This is a genomic window from Microcoleus sp. B13-B6, from assembly GCF_036705405.1.
In the GTDB taxonomy this organism is placed as follows: domain Bacteria; phylum Cyanobacteriota; class Cyanobacteriia; order Cyanobacteriales; family Microcoleaceae; genus Microcoleus.
Map to the genome: position 1 here is coordinate 14574 of NZ_JAUBUJ010000058.1, position 19240 is coordinate 33813.

Below are 19240 nucleotides of genomic sequence, written 5' to 3' on the forward strand. Positions count from 1 at the left end.
TTCCAATTACCAATTGCTAATTATTGCCCCAAATTTGAATTCCTACCAGTTAAATTCGGCCGCACTGGAATTTCAATCAAAAACTCCGCGCCCTCTCCCGGTGTCGAAATACAACTCAATCTGCCACCGTGGCGATCGACTATAATCGAGTGAGAAATCGACAATCCCAAACCCGTACCCTTGCCCACAGGTTTAGTCGTGAAAAACGGGTCAAACAGCCTCGATCGCACTGACTCCGGTATCCCCTGCCCGTTGTCGGCAATCGATACCGCTACGAAGTCGGCAGCCGCCTGATAACTGCGAATAGCGATCGTGCTGGGATGTCGATCGCACTCCTCGATCGAACGCTGCTTGTCCCGTTCTTCCAAAGCATCGATCGCATTAATTAAAATATTCATAAATACCTGATTCAACTCGCCCGGAAAACATTCAATTTGTGGCAAGATTTGGTAATCTTTAACTATCAGAATTTCTCCTGGACTGCTGTGAGATTTTAAGCGATTTTGCAAAATCATCAAAGTGCTATCAATTCCTTCGTGAATGTTAACCGCCTTCCCTGCGGACTCGTCCAATCGGGAAAAATTACGCAACGATTTCACGATTTCGACAATTCGCTCGGTTCCTACTTGCATCGAATTAAACAATTTCGGGAAATCCTCAGCAATATAAGCCAAGTCTATTTCCTCAATTTTCTGCAAGACTTGGGCGGGAGGATGAGGACAGTAATGCTGGTAAACTTTAATCAATTCCAGCAAATCTAAAGTGTAATTGCGAGCCGGATTGAGATTGCCGTGAATAAAGCTAACAGGATTATTAATTTCGTGAGCAACACCAGCAACTAACTGACCCAAGCTCACCATTTTTTCATTTTGAACGAGCTGAGCTTGAGTCGTTCGCAGTTTGTTAATAGCTGCTTCTAACTCTAGCGCTTTTGAACGTTCTCGCGCTTCCGATTCCTGCAAAGCTGACTCGGCTTGTTTGCGATCGGCAATTTCACTTTGTGCTTGCTCAAACAGCATTGATTGCTGGATCGCGATCGCCAACTGCACGCTAATTTGTTTGAGACACTCGACCTCAATTTCCAGCCACTGGCGAGGGCCCGCGCACTCGTGGGCAATCAATAGCCCCCACAACTTCTCGCCTTGCAAAATCGGCACTACCAAATTAGCTCGCACCTGAAATTGACTTAATAAATTAAGGTAGCACTGGGAAAGACCAGCTTTGTAAATATCATCTACAGGTACAGCGCGACCGTGTTCGTAAGCAGAAGCATAGCTGTATTCAAAGCAGGGATCGTTAATAGTTAGTCCCTGAATCGATCGCCACTTTTGGCCCACCGACTCGACAGTTACAAAACCGCTCCTATCGGGATTAAAGCGATAAATTATTGTCCTGTCTGTTTGCAAAAATTGCCGTACTTCAGCCACAGCTTTTGTCAAAATTTCTTTTAAATTGAGAGAAGAGCGAATGCGTTCCAGCATCTCTACCACCAAGCGTTCTCGCTTTAATTGCTGGCGCAAGATAGCCTCGGCAAGTTTGCGAGAGCTAATATCTTCAATCACAGCAATTACATAGCTAGGTTCCCCAAACCCATCCCGCACTAAAGATACAGTCATATTAGTCCAAACAAATGAACCGTTTTTGCGAATAAAGCGTTTTTCAAGGGAATAATTAAAAATTTCCCCAGCTAACAGTCTGTCGCGCGACTCGGCATCTGCTGCTACATCTTCGGGGTGAGAAATCTCCCCAACATTTCGCGATTTCAGCTCCAATTCTGAGTATCCCACAATATTGCAAAACCCTTGATTTGCATTCAAAAATTGACCGTCGCGCCACACTTTAACAATGCCAATCGCCGCTTGTTCAAATACAGCGCGAAATCGCTGTTCGCTTTCTTGTAAAGCAATTTCTGCTTTTTTGCGATGGCTAATGTCCATTGCCGTGCCAAACAGCCGCACCACCTGACCCAACTCATTTTTAATAGCTTGTCCTTTAGCGTTAACGTGCCTAATTTCTCCTGATGGGAAATAGATGCGGTGGTCGATATCGTAAGCTGTTCCTTCAGTCACTGCTTTTTGTACAACTTCTGCGAACCTTTCTTTGTCATCGGGATGAATTTGCTCTAAAAGTTCTTCCATTGTCGGTGGCAGATTCAATTCTCGACCATAAACTCGAAACAGTTCTTCCGACCAAGTAATAAGTCCTGCCTCCCTATCGAATTCCCAATTGCCGATGCGGGCTATTTTTTGCGCTGCTTGCAACTGTTCGGCAAGTAGTTGCAGAGATGCGATCAACTGCGTTTTTTCGGCTTCTGCTGCCACGCGGGCGCTGATATCTTTGTGAGTGCCCGTTATCCGCAACGGCGCACCCCATTCGTCGTACTCGACTACCTTGCCCATTGCCAGAATCCACTGCCAATTGCCCGCTTTGTTGAGCATCCGAAATTCAAATTCATAAATCTCAGTCTCACCTTCCAAATAGGAATTTAAACATTCCATTACCTTCCCTCGGTCTTCTGGATGCAGCAAACTTTCCCAACCTTTGAGGTTGTTTTCAATTTCGGTTTCTGCGTAGCCAAGCATTGATTTCCAATGAAAATCGAAATAAGTTTCGCCAGTAGCTATATTCCAATCCCACAGCCCCAAAGAGCTGCCTGAAACCGCCAACTGCAATCGCTCTTGACTGAGTTTTAATGCCGATGCGGTGCGTTTTAGTTCTGTGAGGTCGGCAATTATGGCTATCATTCCTATCGGTTGACTAGCGCTATCTTTAATGCAGTTAGCTCGCAAGAAAGTTTCTATGATATCGCCATTTTTACTCTTGATTTCAATTTCACTGTCCCAGGAAAAACCTTTCCGCAGCCCCCTAAATAACTTTCTCAAATCTTGAGATTTGGGGTACATTACTGCTGGGCCGCCGGCATTATTTAGTTCCTCAACTGTATAGCCGTAGCGCTGAATAAATGCTTGATTGTGATAAATGGAATAACCGTCCAAATCGGCGATCGCGATCGCATCACTAGCACTGTCTACAGCTTGAGTTACCAGGCACAGAGTTAGTTCGGCTTGTTTGCGATCGGTAATGTCAAAAATCGCTCTGTCGAGCCACAAAACTAGCCCTTCTATATTGTAAGTTGGCCTACCTCTTTCCGACATCCACCGCACCGCCCCGTCAGCGCGAACAATCCGGTATTCTAGATTGTACGGCTGTTTCGACTCTACGGCTGCGCTGATTTGTCGATCGACCATTTCCTTGTCTGCCTCGTGGACAATTGTCGCAAAACTCAAGCCGTTGTTGCCAATAAAATCCCCAGCAGGATACCCACTAATTACCTCAATTTCATCGCTAATAAATACCATCGTCCCCTCAGCATCGTACAAGCTGCGGCAGATAGCGCCGGGGATATTCTCAACGAGCGATCGAAATCTGGCTTCGCTCTCCCGCAAAGCTGCTTCTGCCTGTTTTAAATCAGTAATATCCAGCACCATGCCTTCCCAAACTATATCCCCTTCCTGCCCTATTTCAGTCGGACAATCAACTCGTTCCGGTTTCGACGAAACCCCTTGCATCCACTTAAGTTTTCCCGACGGTACAATCGCGCGCCATTCCTGCTGCCAGGGCTGCATATTTGCCGCAGAAACAGCAAGAGATTCTTCAAATTTTTGACGGTCATCTGGATGAAGAAAACTAAAAAGGAGTTGAGGATTCTGCTGAATCTTTTCTGGTGCCAATTCAAATAAATCGCGACTGCCAGAAGAAATGTAAGGAAAACTTTTTTTGCCGTCGATTGAGAGGCGAAATTGATAAATTATTCCCGGCAAATTGGCAGCAAGCTGCCGCAGTCTAGCCTCGCTTTCTTGCTGCGCTAATTGTTGGCGCCTCTCCTGAGTGATATCTCGAATTATCCCGACGAGAATTTTACTGCCATCGGTATTTTCAAAGACAGTTTTTTTAGTAGACAAAATGTGCTTTGCACCGCTGCCGTCCGTAAATATTTCCTCGCTCTCGTTTTCTTCCCCCGTCCTAAAAACTTGTTCGTCATTCTGCCAAAAAATCTCAGCTTCTTGTTTTGGGAAAAAGTCGTAATCCGACTTGCCCAGCAGTTCCTCGCGCTGCTTGCCGAGCAGCTTGCAAAAAGCATTATTTAACAGTATCCAGCGGTGATATTCGTCCTTGACAAAAATGGGATCAGCCAGTGCATCTATCGTATAATTCAAAAACTTTTTACTAGCTTCCAGTTCGGAGAGTGCTAAAATTTTATCCGTAATATCGTGGATAGTTCCTGTCGTCCCCTGTGGCGCGCCGTCCCAGCCCAACATAAAAAATTCTTGCACTTCCACCCACCGAATTTCGCCATTTTTGGTAATATATCGACTTTGATAACAACAGGATGTTTCTTGATTTGGTTTCTGACCTCTAAACGAATTTAAATATTGGTATTGATCCTCAGAATGAATGTAACTCAAACAGGAAGTTCCTAAGCTTTCATCAACGGTAAATCCGGTAATTTCCGTCCAAGCTGGATTTAGAAAAGTCCAATGGCCCGCAGTATTTGTTTCAAAAACTACTTCTTTGATATTGCCAACAACCTGCTGGTATTTTTGTTGACTTTTTTGCCATTCTGCTTGCCGTTTCTGGCGGGCGATCGCGCACCTAAGCGTCCGTACCAGCAGCCGGCTGTCTACCTGTCTTTTCACCAAATAATCTTGGGCGCCGGCGGCAATTAACTCGACAGCCAGTTCTTCGTCATCTGCGGCTGTCAGAATGACGATCGGAATATTTATACCGCAATCTTGCAGTCGGAAAAAAGTATTAAATTTTAGGCTGTCAGGAAGTGAAAGATCTAATAAAATTACATCAAAAATTTTGTCGCTTAAAATTTCAATCGCTTCCCGGAGGCGAACTACATTGGTGACATCAATTGATAGTCCTAGTTGGCCCTCAGACAGCAGTTCTTGAATGAGTTCTGCATCTTCTGCACAGTCTTCTACTAAAAGAATTTTTAAACCAGGCGTTAAAGTTGACTCAAACACAGAGGTCATACCATTTTATATTTTAGATTTGAGATTGGAGATTGGGAATGACTGATGAGTATCGCAGTTTGGTTCTTGCGTACAGTGGCATTTTTTTTTACTGCTATCCTTTTGCTATTTTTTAGTAATTATAAAATCTCAGCAGCGGATGCAGCTACCTAGCTGATGATTGGGGAACTTGAACCGCACCAGGGCTGTTTCATTCTCTTGTAGGGGCAATCCCACGCCCGGTTGCCCCGATATCTAAAACCCCTACCCGCTCGTCTATCGGCTGGGCGGGCACGGGGAGTAGGGGTCGCACCGCCCCTACAAAACCCTGGTTTTTCTGAGAATGAAACAGCCCTGTGAACCGCACGCACGAGAGTGCGCTGTGTGCTTGCAGACCCCGCAGATTTGTAGAATTGAGTTGTTCGCTGCAAGTTTTCCGCCTCGCCCCAAACCTAGCGATCCAAAACTATAATACTCTTACCAATATTGCAACTCAACTCTCTTTTAATTTACAACCTTTGGCAGGGGAATAGCAAGAGGCAACTCAAAAGAGTGCGGAGTAATCAGGATTTGCCTTGCTGATAGCCTTGGAAACTTTAGATTATAAATTGCCGTTTAAAGCTTGCCTAAAGTTGCCTTATTTTTTTAAAATGGTATAGCAATCCTCAATCATTTGTGAATTTCTTACTCCCTCCCCGCGGCTTCGGGGAGGGTTGGGGTGAGGTGAAAAGTTTACGACTCCTGCAAGGATTGCTATATTACTACTAAGCTACGAAAGTTACCGTTGATTTACAAGATATGCTCTGAGATTGGGTCCGGTTAATTGCCCGCAATTAGCGCCTGTTTGTATTGAGTAATGCAAGTCCTCTCTCGATCGAGTAACCAAGACTTGCATTCCTTGCTACCAACCTAATTACCAACTTAATTAGGGTTGTCTAACCGGACACAATTTAACTCAGTTGAGTCGCTCAATTTTTCTGCGGTTTTGGCAGCACAACTGTAAACACGCTGCCTTGACCCACATTGCTGCTAATAGCAATTTCACCGTTAAAAGGTTTTAAAAGTTCAATACAAGTATAAAGTCCTAGGCCCGTTCCTGTCGGTTCTCCTTCGGTCTTTTCCTCCCCTTTAGGTGGCTTTGATGTGTAAAAAGGGTCAAAAAGTTTTGACACATCTTCAGATGCTATGCCGCATCCCGTATCTGCAATATCCATGTATATGTTCGAGTCGTCTTGCCGAGTCACGATAGTTATTTCTCTGCTTTTCTTGGCCCACATAGCATCCATTGCATTATTGATTAAATTATAAAATACTTGAGAAAGATAGGAATAAATTAATGGAATGCTGGGAATTTCTTCGTCATAAAAGTATTTTTTTCTAATCTTATTTTTAAAATACAGGTTGCCTTCCAATAGCTGAATTTCTCTCTGGACTAAATCGTTGATATTCACCGGGTGCAAATCTTGCTTTTGCTCGTTTCGGCTTTTCATCATCAGAGTATCCATGATCAGATTGATTTTTGTGACAGCTTGGAAAATATACTTAGTATAATTAAACAGAGAGTCGTCTTGAATTTGTGTGGCTTTTGTTTCAATCAAATCGACGCTAGTCTGGATCACTTGCAGGGGACTTTTGAGGTTGTGAACCATGCCCTGAGTCAAACGTCCGATGATGGCTGTTTTTTCCTGGTTTATTAATTGCTTGGTTTTTTGTTCAACAAGTCTTTCGAGGTTTTGGTTGAGGTGGGCAAGTTCGAGGTTTTTTTCTTCGAGTTTTTTTTGCAAGCTGCGGATTGTCAAGTGGGTTTGAATCCGGCTCAAAACTTCTTCGTGCTGGAAAGGCTTAGTGATGTAGTCAACGGCTCCTGTCTGAAAGCCTTTTACTTTATCAGGCGTATCGGAAAGGGCGCTCATGAAGATGATGGGAATATCTTGCGTTGACGGATCTGCTTTCAAACGTCGGCAAGTTTCAAAACCGTCAATTCCTGGCATCATGATATCCAAAAGAATCAAGTCTGGATGGATGTAGTCAATTTGCTCGATCGCACTTTCGCCGTCTAGAGCCACTAATACTTTAAACCCGTAATTCCTTAACAACTCGAAAAGTACGTCAAGATTTGTTTGGTTGTCATCGACAATTAGTATGATGCTTCTTTCGGAATTCTTATCGTTCATATTCAAGGGAAATCTTCAAATTTTTGAGTGTTGAGTTGTGGTTTGTGACGTAAAACGTGATTCAATGAATTTTTTGCGGATCTAGAAACCCGGTGGGAGCATCTCATATTTGTAAAAACACTTCTTCTGGCTCCTTCCTTCTTCCTCTTCCCTCCTGCCTCCTGCCTCCTGCCTCCTGCCTCAAAACTCCAATTTTTAGCTTGGCTGCTGTCATTGAGATGCTCCAAACCCGGTTGCTTCCTAGATGCTTCTATTTGCAATAACCGTTTGAGGAGCAGGCTGCGAGTCCGGGCCGCCCAAGCAGATTAAGTTGTCGCTTCGCGGGAGGCCCGAACCCCTGATTGAGAATGGTACTCAGGGCGCGAGATTTAACTGATTTTGAGTGGTCTGTTAGCTACCGTCAATTTTAGGACAAATGTTGCTTCAAAAAATCTCGAATTTGCTTGAGCTGAAATCCTTTAGCAAGTTGGCGCAGGTGATGAACGAAAGGCACTAATGTCGGGTCAGAATGTTCTAGTTTAGCAGTTTCTTCCAGAATAGCTTCAATATCGCCCATTGCAGCCAATCTTAACAACGCCAAGACTGACTCTGAGGCAGGAGACACCATCGTTGAGTCAGCAGCAGCAATCTCAGAAGATGCTTTTGCCGTTTGATCTGTCCGCTTTTTGGTTTGCACTCGTTCTTCGTAAACCCATTCTAGTCTCAAGTGCAGGCGCAATAATTCTAAAAGCTCATTAGTTTGAATCGGCTTGGTGAGAAAATTATCGCAACCTGCAAGTATGCTCTGTTGCCTGCTAGTCTCGTAAACGTTAGCGGACAAAGCAAGGATAACCGTATCTTTTAATTCCGGCAACTGTCGCAGCCGCCTGGTAGCTTCCCAACCGTCCATTATCGGCATCAGCAAATCCATTAAAATTAGATCGGGTAGAAATTCCTGTGCTTTGTGCAAGCAGTCTTCGCCGTCTGTGGCCTGTGCAATTTCAAAGCCCAAATGAACAAGTAGCCTGTGCAACATGGCGCGATTTACTTCGTGATCGTCAACTATTAGCACTTTCCGCTGGGGGCCGATAAAACCTACAAGCCGCCTTTTTTCTTGCCGGGAGGGGAGTTCCGAACACTGGGCGACTGCTGGCAAGTCTAGATCCAACCAAAATATGCTGCCTTTGCCGGAGGTACTTTGGACGCGAATTTGGCTGCCCATCATTTTGACTAATTTTTGGCTGATGGAAAGTCCCAGTCCGGTACCTTCGACGAAATTTTTATGATCGCCCACTTGATGAAAAGGCAAAAATATTTCTTCTAATTTATTCTGCCCGATGCCAATGCCGGTATCTTCGATTTGAAAGCGAATTTTAGGGGTAGGGGCACCATCGCCGGTATTGTCTGTTGTCACCTCGCGCGCCTCTGTTGTTCCTAGCGGCGGGTTCGACATTTGCTGCGCGTCTATATTCCCGGCCAAATTGATTGTTTGAGTGGCAATTTCCGCTGTCAAACTAGAATTTTCGCAGTTGGTTTGAGGATAATTATCGGGAAAATTTTCTGCATAACCGACTTTGAAGGTAACGCTGCCGCTGTTCGTAAACTTAACGGCATTACTGAGCAAATTAATCAAAACTTGACGCAACCTTTTTTCGTCGGCCCAAATGCCGTCTGGCAGGGCTGAAACCTGCTCGTAATTAAAAGCAATTCCTTTTTGAGCAGAGCGCATCTGGAACAAATCAATAATACTTTTCACAAAACTGGAAAAATGCACGTTTGTCCGTGACAGTTCCATTTTACTAGCTTCGATTTTTGAGAGGTCTAAAACGTCATTAATCAGCATCAGCAGGTGGTTGCCACACTGGTGAATGTTGTTAAGACTTTCCTGCTGATCGGCGGTAAAGTTTTTATCGACTTTGAGCAGTTGAATGTATCCCAAAATCCCATTCAAAGGCGTCCGCAATTCGTGGCTCATGTTGGCGAGAAAGTCGCTTTTAGCGCGGTTGGCGGATTCGGCGGCTTCTTTAGCTAATTGCAGGGCGGCTTCTGCCTGTTTGCGATCGGCAATTTCGGTTTGTGCTTGTTCAAATAGCATCGATTGCTGAATGGCGATCGCCAACTGCACCCCCAATTGTTTTAGGCACTCTCCCTCCAATTGTTGCCAGGGACGCGGGCCCGTGCAGTGGTGGGCAATTAACAGCCCCCACAAGTTTTCGCCTTGCAAAATCGGCACTACCAGATTCGCTCTCACCTCGAACCGAGTCAACAAAGCCAAGTGGCAGTCGGCCAGACCGGCATTGTAAACATCTTCTGTTGCTCTAATTCTGCCGTCTCGGTAAAGAGTAACGTAGGCTTCCCCAAAACATGGGTCATAAATATCCATTCCTACAATGGGTAGGGTATTTTCGGCAACCGACTCTACAGCGATAAACCCGCTCCAATCGGGATTAAATTGGTAAATAACTGTGCGATCTACTTGCAAAAACTGTCGCACTTCTTCGACAGTTTTGGTAAGAATTTCTTCTAAATTTAGAGAAGACCTAATGCGTTCCAGCATAGCTACTGCCAACTGTTCGCGCTTTAACTTTTGGCGCAAAATTACTTCAGATTCTTTGCGTTTTGTGATGTCTGTAATTACTGCAATTAAGCCGATGTAATTCCCATTAATATCTTGAATACTGTCAGCTCGCACCAGAGCAGTTACTGCTTCGCAGCTCTTAGTTTGCAGTGAAAGTTCGCCACACCAAGAGCGACCTTGGCGAAGGCTTTTATAGATTTGTTTGTAATTTTTAGGTCGGACATAAAGCGCGGCCATATCGCCAATATCATTGAGTTCTTCCACCGTGTAGCCGTAGCGCTGAATGAAGGCTTGATTGTGGTAAATAGACCGCCCTTTCAAGTCGGCGATCGCGATCGCGTCGCTGGTACTTTCGACGGCTTGAGTGACCCGCAGTAAAGCTAATTCTGCTGCTTTGCGATCGCTAATATCCGTCATCGAACCCACCATCCGCAGAGGGTTTCCGGCTTCGTCCCACACTGCTTGAGCGCGGGCGAGCACCCACTTATAGCTACCGTCTTTGCACTGCAAGCGGTATTCGGCGGCGTAATTGGGGGTTTGGCGATCGAGATAACCTTGGATCGCTGCTTGCACTCGTGAGCGATCTTCTGGATGGATGCGATCGATCCATGCGGTGTTGGTGTTTTCGATTTCGCCGTCTGTGTAACCGATAATTTCTTGCCAGCGGGCCGATCGAAAAGCTTCATTTGTTTGAAGATTCAGATCCCAAATTCCGTCTTGATTGCCTTTGAGAACTAACTGCCAGCGTTCTTCACTTTTACGCAATTCTTCTTCGGCTTGTTTGCGCTGAATATGATCGCCCAACTGAGTCGCTACAGCCTTGACCAACTCTACTATACGCGGTTCCATAATCGAGCGATCGCGCTTGCAGAATACTAAAACTGCCAGCACCTTTGAGCTAGCGTGAATTGGCACTCCGAAACAAGCTTTCAATCCGACTGATGCCGCCATTTGCGATCGGGCAAAAAGATGATTCTTGGCTAGAGAAATATCTTCAATCCACTCTACATTTCTGGTTGACCAAATCCGTCCAGGTACTGCCACTCCGGCGGCGAATCTAATTTTTTTACTTTCGCGGCCGAACCTATCTAAATCGCGATCGCTAGCGTACCAAGTTTCGCTGTGTTCCAAAAAAGTACCGTTAGCAGTCGGTATCCAAGCTTCCGCAAAATTCCAGCCGATCGCATTGCACAGCAACCGCAAAATATCTGGGAGGGCGCTGTGAAAATCGGCAGACTGACTAATGGCTTGAGTTGCTGCCAGCAACAGCTTTATTTCATCTTCTGCTTGCTTGCTTTCTGTAATATCAGTTGCCGTGCCGAGAATTTGTTTTAACTTACCGTCTGCTGTTTTCGCAAATACAGTATCTCGGCTAACCATCCAGCGCCAAGAACCATCCTTGTGCCTAATTCTGTATTCAATTTCAAAGATATCCCCTTCGCTGCCTGTTTCGACTTGCTGTAAATAATCAGGCATTTTGATTGAATCTTCGGGGTGGATTAAAGTTGACATCATCCACGGCCCCATTGCCTGAATCTCCTCTACTGTATAGCCAAGAATGTGGTAGATAGAAGCGTTTGCATAGATATTTTTTTTTTCAATTAAGTCACAAACATACAAAATATTAGGACTGGCTCCAGCAATTTGCTGAGCGAACCGCTGGCTTTCCCGCAATGCTGCTTCTGTTTTTTTTCTTTGGGAAATATCGCGAACAATGCAAATGATTTCCCCGTCGGGCAGCATTGTCAGCGAGACATCTAGAGGGACTTCCGAGCGGTCGCGACGGCATCCTACTGCTTCGGTGCTGTAAGAACCTTTCTTCACTACAGTCGGCAGGACTTCTTGCTCGAACCTTTGCAGTTCTGCACCTTGGTAGAAGATTTTCCAACTTTTACCTAAGATTTCTTCGAGAGAGTCGTAACCGTAGATTTTTAGTCGTGCTGCGTTGCAATAAATCACCTCTTTGTCGGCACTGAATATGGCGATACCTTCGGAAGCTTGGGCCATTGCCGCTGCTTGCCTGTGGAGTTTTGACTCAAAACGTTTGCGATTGGTGATGTCGCGGACGATCGCGATAATTTCGTCCTCTGTGCAGAAGACAATTCTCGCTTCAAAATCGTACAGTTCACCCTTAACTGGCATTTGATATTCTACGACTTGAATCTCGCCAGTGTCGATCGCTTGTTGATGGCCCGACAAGATTTTGTCAGCAAAAGCAGCCGGCAATATGTCTTGTGCTTTTTTGCCAATTAGTGATTTTTGTGGTAGGATATTCTCGAAATCTTTGGCCGGTTTGAAGTCTACAAAAGTGCCGTCTGCCCGACAGCGAAATATCATGTCTGGTATCGCATTTAAAAGAGCGCGGTTTGTGGCTGCGCTCTTACCCAATTCAGCTTCAGCTTGCTTGCTAAATGTAACGTCGCGAGCCACTGCATAAATCAAACCTTCTTCTGCAAACGGCGATGCTGTCCACGAGAGCCATTTATAAGTACCATCTTGGCAAAGATAGCGGTTTTCTAAGCTAATAACGGGGTGGCTTTTTTTAAGTTTTTCTAATTCCGCTACAGTAATTTCTCGGTCTTGTGGATGCACGAATTCTATCAAAGGTTTGGCTAAGATTTCATCACTGCTATAACCCAATACATTTGACCAAGCGGGGTTTAAGCGTTTGAAATAGCCATCAAAACCTGCAATGCAAAGTAAATCCAGCGAGAGATTAAAAAATCGATCGCGGTCTTGCTGGGTTTGTTTCAATTCCGTAACATCCATCACCAAACCATCCCAAACTATATCGCCGTTGGCTTGCTTTTCTGGCTTCGACGCGCCTTGCAGCCATTTCACTCGATCTCCCATAACTTGTCGCCACTGGTGTTGCCAAGCTTGCTGAGTCGCCGCTGAAGTTGCCATCGATAGCTGCAAGTCTGAGATGTCGTCTGGGTGAACTGTTGCAAAAGCCAAAGCGGCATTTTCTTCTATTTGTTCTGGCTTTAAATTGTATATCTGCCAACTGCCGGAAGAAACGTAAGTAAAAGATGTTTTACCATCTACATAAAGCCGATATTGATAGATCATTCCCGGCACGTTGTCGGTCATTATTTGAAATCGAGCTTCGCTTTCCTGCAACGCTATCTGCTGGCGTTTGTATTCGGTCACATCTCGCATTGTGCCGACCAACATTTGACGACCATCGGCGTTCTTAAAAACTGTTCTTTTTGTAGATATAATGCGTTCTTTGCCGCAGGCCTCGGTAAAATTTTCTTCTGTTTCCTGAGAAAGACTTCTTTGCAATACTTCCTCGTCTTGTTGCCAAAAAAAAGCCGCTTGTGCTGGGGGTAAAAAATCGTATCCTGACTTGCCAATCAGTTCCGAGCGCCTTTTTCCTATCAAATTGCAAAAAGCATCGTTTAATACGATCCATTTGTGCTGCTCATCTTTGACAAAAATCGGGTCAGGAATAGAATTGATCGTGTGATTTAAAAACTCTTCTGAGGCTTTTAATTGAGCTTCGTAACGGTAGCGATCGCTCACGTCTAAGACTACTTTAATCATGTGGTCGATCGAGCCGTCTAGGGCGCGAATACAGCGCAGGGAAACTCTAGTATAAACTGTTTTTCCGTCTTTTCTGCGCCACCTTTTGTCTAGAACATAGCCTTCGCTCTCCCCGGCAAAAATTTTTTTTAACTGCTCTAAACTGGCCTGCAAGTCATCAGGAAAACCCCACTGATCCCATTTTATGTGCAAAAAATCTTGGCGATTGTATCCCAGCAAATCGCACAAAGCATTGTTCACTTCCAACCACTCGCATTTTTCGGGTTCTGAGGGAGAAATTGGAGGAGCAATAATGGCAATTCCGACCAGAGAATTCTCGACTACTGACCGATATTTTTCTTCGCTTTTTCGTAAAGCTTCTTGGTTCTGCTGTCGCTCGACTGCGTAGCGAAGCGATCTAATTAACACTTCGCTGTCGATTTTTCGCTTGACTAGATAATCTTGAGCGCCGGCTTGGATTGACTGCACGGCAAGCTCTTCATCGTTGCGGGCAGTCAGGACGACAATCGGAGTATTCAGGCTATATTCTTGTATTTTGACAATTGTATTTAAGTCTTGGCTGTCGGGCAGCGAAAGATCTAGTAAAATCACATCAAAATTTTCGCCTACCAAAAGTTCCTGCGCTTTGCTGAGACAGTCTGTACAACTTACTGATAGCCTTTGGGGTTCGGCTCTACTGACATTTGTTTCTAATAATAATTCTTCGATCAGATCGGCTTCTGCTTGATTGTCTTCGACCAGAAGAACTTTAAAGCCATTTCGCTTTGCGGGTGGGCTCAAAACTGATATCATATACCTTGTTTTTTGTAATAAGGCAGTTTAGCTAACTATTATAGCATATAAAGAATTGTATAGCCACAAATCCCGCCCTTCCCAGTTAAAAACTCTTTGGTTCAATAATTACAATGCACTTTATCTCAAAGGTTGAACGGTTCTCAAGAACGGGCTTTCCGACCCATTTCACAAAGAGTAAATTTTCTTGGGAGGGGTTCTTCTAACCAGCCCTTAAAAGGCTTATTGAAAATGGTGCAATATATAGCCTTTCGAGCTCTCATATGAGGTACTCATGGGCATAGGGCATAGGCCTCCGTGGGCATAGGGCATAGGCCTCCGTGGGCATACGTCACTTTTTTGAGAACCGCTATATAATATCTATCCGGCTGTGTTTTTCTTCTAAGTAGGCTAACGCAATCAGAGGGAAAATTTTTAAGGTTTTTAGAAGCTGGGTTTCAGGAGGAAACTAAGCTGCTTAGTATTTTTTTGGGCGATCGCCCCTGTGACCAGATTTTAAATTTTAGATTTAGTCCACAGATGAATCGGGGATGTGGAACTAGAATCTCCAATTTTGGGCGACTCACGACTTCTGTCGGAAAGTAAGTATCCGTTTTTGGGCGGGTTCAGCCGATCGCGCGATCGAACCCCACCCTTTGTTGCCCTTGGATTCCGCTACCCACACAATCCGAGCCATATCCCCACACCAATGAGCGCTCAACGCCCAAAAAGCGTTGGGAACTATCTTCGCTATTCATATTTTTACCACTTCTTTTATAATACCTTACATAAACTAATTACTGCAATTTCTTTACTTTTTGCAATCAAATAAAATATCTCCACCGGCCTTGCTATTTAGCCAAAAAGTGATAATCTTGAAATAGAGGCAATCGAACACTCGGTTGATACAGCCTAAGAAAAAATCCGAGAATTTTGGTAACAAAATTACAAGTCCCAATAAACTGTCTTTTGTTTACTGTCCTTTGACCGAACTGAGATGAAGTTGAGAGGAAAAAAAGCAATGATCGAAAATTTAGCAATTGAACAAAAACCCGGTTTAATTCCCAAAGAAAAAGCCTTAGTATTGTTGTTTGATGAAGTCGGCATCGCCGACATCCCATTAGTAGGCGGTAAAAATGCTTCTTTGGGCGAAATGATTCAACAATTAACCTGTCAAGGAATCAGAGTTCCCAACGGATTTGCAACTACAGCACACGCTTACCGGTACTTCATCCAGTCAGCGGGTTTAGAAGCTAAATTGCGCGAAATTTTTGCCGATTTAGACGTAGAAGATCTGCAGAACCTGCGACAAAAAGGCAAGCAAGCGCGGGCACTGATTCTCGACACACCATTTCCGCGAGAACTCCAAGCGGCGATCGCGGATGCTTACGAAAAATTGTGCGATCGCTACGGCGACAGTACAGACGTAGCAGTGCGTTCCTCCGCCACCGCCGAAGACTTACCCGACGCCAGTTTCGCGGGACAGCAAGAAACCTACCTCAACGTCCAAGCTTGCGCTGGTGTCCTCGAATGCTGTCACAAATGCTTTGCTTCCATATTCACAGATCGCGCGATTTCCTACCGCCAACAGCGGGGTTTCGACCACTTTGAAGTCGCCCTATCAGTCGGCGTCCAAAAAATGGTGCGATCGGACTTAGCATCCTCCGGCGTCATGTTCAGCATCGACACCGAAACCGGATTCAAAAACGCCGTATTAGTCACCGCCGCCTACGGATTAGGCGAAAACATCGTCCAAGGAACCGTCAACCCCGACGAATACTTCGTCTTTAAACCAACCTTAAAACAAGGTTTTCGCCCAATTTTAGAGAAACGACTCGGCAGCAAAACCCTCAAAATGGTGTACGATATCGGCGGTTCTAAATACACCAAAAACGTCTCCGTCATCGCCGCCGAAAAAAATAAATTTGCCATCCAAGATGATGAAATTCTGCAACTAGCAAAATGGGCCGTAGTCATCGAAGAACACTACTCTAAAGTGCGCGGGACATACACCCCGATGGACATTGAGTGGGCAAAAGACGGCAATACGGGCGAATTATTTATTGTCCAAGCGCGACCCGAAACAGTACAATCTCAAAAGTCGGCTAAAGTTTTGCGAAACTACAAATTGCAAGGCAGCAGTGCAGTTTTAGCAAAAGGACGCGCCGTTGGCGAATCAATCGGACAAGGCAAAGCCCGCGTGATTTTAGACGTTCACAGAATCGCTGAATTTCAATCAGGAGAAGTTTTAGTTACCAACAAAACCGACCCGGATTGGGAACCGATTATGAAAAAAGCAAGTGCGATCGTCACCAATTCCGGCGGCCGCACTTGTCACGCCGCCATCATCGCCAGAGAAATGGGAATTCCCGCCATTGTCGGCACCGGCGATGCCACCCAAATCTTGAAAAACGGGCAAGAAATCACTGTTTCTTGTTCCGAAGGAGAGGAAGGCAAAGTTTATTCCGGTTTGCTTCCTTTTGAAATTCAAGAAACTGCGATCGAGAATTTGCCCCGCACCCGCACTAAAATTTTAATGAATGTCGGGAACCCAGAAGAAGCCTTTGGTTTATCAGCCATTCCTTGCGACGGCGTAGGCTTAGCGCGGTTGGAATTCATCATTGCCAATCACATTAAAGCACACCCCCTGGCACTGATTCACTTTGACGAATTGGTAGATGAATCAGTCAAAGAAGAAATTGCCAACCTGACAGCACTTTACCAACACAAACCCGATTTCTTCACCGACAAACTAGCCCACGGAATTGCCACAATTGCCGCCGCATTTTATCCAAATCCAGTTATCGTGCGGATGAGCGATTTCAAGAGCAACGAATATGCTAATCTTTTGGGAGGGCGGCAGTTTGAACCCAAGGAAGAAAACCCGATGATCGGGTGGCGCGGCGCCTCTCGCTATTACGACCCAAATTACCGCGAAGCTTACGCTTTGGAATGCAAAGCATTAAAGCGAGTTCGCGACGAAATGGGCTTGACAAATGTGATTCCGATGATTCCATTTTGCCGCACCCCAGAGGAAGGCAGAAAAGTGTTAGCCGAGATGGCAAAACACGGTTTAGTTAAGGGCGAGAACGGCTTGCAAGTGTATGTGATGTGCGAATTGCCGAGCAATGTCATATTTGCTGACGAATTTGCCCAAGTTTTTGACGGATTCTCGATCGGCTCTAACGATTTAACTCAGCTAACATTAGGATTAGACCGGGATTCGGCTTTAGTCGCACACATTTTTGACGAACGGAATGAAGCTGTCAAGCGAATGGTAGCAATTGCCATTAAAGCCGCTAAGAAGTACGATCGCAAGATTGGGATTTGCGGTCAAGCACCCAGCGATTATCCTGAGTTTGCTCGTTTCTTGGTTGAGTTGGGAATTGATTCGATTAGTTTGAATCCCGATTCGGTTTTGAAGACTTTGTTAGATGTTGCTAAGGTGGAAGGTGCGGGTTCGTTGATGGATTTAGCGGGAGATATTGCTAAGGTTTAACCGTTTTGGTTTGGGAGAGCAACCGGTTTCTCAAACAAGCCTATTCCAGGTTTATGAAGTACACCCCATAAACCTGGTTTCTTTACAGTTCTTGCCTCTAAACTAATTCTGTTCAAGAAACCCGGTTTCTCGCGCTCTACATCTACATGGAATATGCTGTATTTGATGGCTGGTAATTGACCGAAAGCATCCAGGATACAAGCCCCCGGATTCATTCCGAAAGCAGACTCAGGACCCAGAAATAAAAAACCTGTATCCCATAAACAAGTCCCCGAATTTATCCGTGGGGTCAATGCTTCAATTCTTTAATCTAAAATCTAAAATCTAAAATCTAAAATCTAAAATCTAAAATCGATTGACCTGACATAATATCACATCATATCTGCGTTTCTGGCTTTGTTTAACCCTGGCGCGGCGCGCGATCATCGCCCTCCTCACCCGCCAGCTAACGCTTAACACAGGGGCGGCCTAGTTTGAGACTCGATCGGGAACTTTTCTTATTTAAAACCGTCTTCTTGGGGAGGATTTTTTGTTGCCGATGGCCTAAATCAAAAAACATATTCTCCACATAATCTCTGAAAATGTGCTAACTGCTCTCCTGATTATTTTCATAGGTTTAGCTCCCTCGCTGCTGTCTTTGTGGGTGATGCGCTCTGCCCAGAGCCAAGCCCGCGACAGAATTGCAGCGGCCAGACTTGCGGTAGCCAATAGATCCCTGCGAACTCAACTAGCAACTGCCGATCGCACTTACATACAAAGCCTCGGTTATTCGATCGGCGATATCACTTGCGAGTATAACGCCCGCTCTAATTACATTCGCTGCGCTGTCAATCCTTCTGGGCCCTGTCAAGGTTGTCGGTACTACCAAGCCAGAACTCTTGACGCTCGCGGTGAAAAGATATAGCTTGTATTGGTGCTTGTATCTACGTCTATTTGCGGATGTAGTAATCCATGAGTTAGTATGTACTTACGTGTAATGATTATTGGTGAAGCTTGTTTGGGACGACCCACGCCCCAACTCAGCAATTAAAACCTAATCGAGCATTATTGCTTGGTTACAGTTGCCATAACACGCGGATTGCGATCGGTGTTTTTCTAGTTGAGGACTTACGATCATAAACGAAGTTTAGATCATGAATTTTGGTTGGGTGGCGAAAAATCTAGGCATAAATTGGGTTTCTAGTCTCCTGGGCGTAACTCCCGCAGTTAAGAAAATTAGCCAACAAAAATCGTAAGTAGCACAGGAGCAAATCTCCCAATCAGTTTCTCCAAAACATCATGAAAAATTCTGCACGAAACATTGTCCAGAGCATTTATCTCAAACTGTCAACCAGCTCGAAGACTCGCTCGTTGACAGTTTGAGAAGTTGCTTGTGGGGGGCACTAATCTGTTTTTGCGATCGTAGCGAAACAGTCTCAAACCTAGATTGCTATCTCCCGACTCCAAGTCATGAATTTTTAAGACGCTTCGTCGATACAGGGTATGCCGATTTCAATTGAATCTCATATGTTGCACCATTTTCAAGAATAGGCTTTCTGGCCTTTTCCACAACAAGTGAATTTTCTTATGGACTGGGCAGGAGAACCCTCCATAGAATGGTTATTGAGAATGGTAAAAGATATCAGTTGAATGACACTTCGGGCACGGCCGACATAATTATGTGACGGCT

Annotated in this window: 6 protein-coding genes; 2 read left to right on the top strand and 4 right to left on the bottom strand. The window is 45.0% G+C overall.

Annotated features, from left to right (window positions below):
* Nucleotides 1-20 precede the first annotated feature (20 nt).
* The 4 genes from QUB35_RS23340 to QUB35_RS23355 all read right to left on the bottom strand — a co-directional run bounded on the left by QUB35_RS23340 (nt 21) and on the right by QUB35_RS23355 (nt 14830).
* Nucleotides 21-5042 (bottom strand): PAS domain S-box protein, encoded by a 5022-nt coding sequence (locus QUB35_RS23340; protein WP_333144078.1) that lies wholly within the window; start codon nt 5040-5042, stop codon nt 21-23.
* A gap of 947 nt (nt 5043-5989) precedes the next feature.
* Nucleotides 5990-7195 (bottom strand): hybrid sensor histidine kinase/response regulator, encoded by a 1206-nt coding sequence (locus QUB35_RS23345; RefSeq protein ID WP_333144079.1) that lies wholly within the window; start codon nt 7193-7195, stop codon nt 5990-5992.
* Nucleotides 7196-7601: 406 nt separating this feature from the next.
* The gene (locus QUB35_RS23350; RefSeq protein ID WP_333144080.1) at nt 7602-14093 is read right to left on the bottom strand and encodes a PAS domain S-box protein; all 6492 of its coding nucleotides are present in this window, start codon (nt 14091-14093) and stop codon (nt 7602-7604) included.
* Between the two features lie 605 nt (nt 14094-14698).
* Nucleotides 14699-14830: a hypothetical protein gene (locus QUB35_RS23355; protein ID WP_333144081.1), complete on the bottom strand. Its 132-nt coding sequence runs from the start codon at nt 14828-14830 to the stop codon at nt 14699-14701.
* Between the two features lie 263 nt (nt 14831-15093).
* On the opposite strand from QUB35_RS23355, the gene ppsA reads away from it, so the two are divergent.
* Nucleotides 15094-17571, top strand: coding sequence for a phosphoenolpyruvate synthase (gene ppsA / locus QUB35_RS23360; protein WP_333144082.1), 2478 nt, complete (start codon nt 15094-15096; stop codon nt 17569-17571).
* Between the two features lie 583 nt (nt 17572-18154).
* A complete protein-coding gene (locus QUB35_RS23365; protein ID WP_333144083.1) occupies nt 18155-18475 on the top strand; it encodes a DUF6464 family protein in 321 nt (106 codons plus the stop codon).
* Nucleotides 18476-19240: the final 765 nt, after the last annotated feature.

Excerpts from the sequence above, each read along its gene's own strand:
- ppsA (WP_333144082.1), top strand. The coding sequence starts at position 15,094 with ATGATCGAAAATTTAGCAATTGAACAAAAACCCGGTTTAATTCCCAAA.
- QUB35_RS23340 (WP_333144078.1), bottom strand. The coding sequence starts at position 5,042 with ATGACCTCTGTGTTTGAGTCAACTTTAACGCCTGGTTTAAAAATTCTT.
- QUB35_RS23350 (WP_333144080.1), bottom strand. The coding sequence starts at position 14,093 with ATGATATCAGTTTTGAGCCCACCCGCAAAGCGAAATGGCTTTAAAGTT.
- QUB35_RS23355 (WP_333144081.1), bottom strand. The coding sequence starts at position 14,830 with ATGAATAGCGAAGATAGTTCCCAACGCTTTTTGGGCGTTGAGCGCTCA.
- QUB35_RS23345 (WP_333144079.1), bottom strand. The coding sequence starts at position 7,195 with ATGAACGATAAGAATTCCGAAAGAAGCATCATACTAATTGTCGATGAC.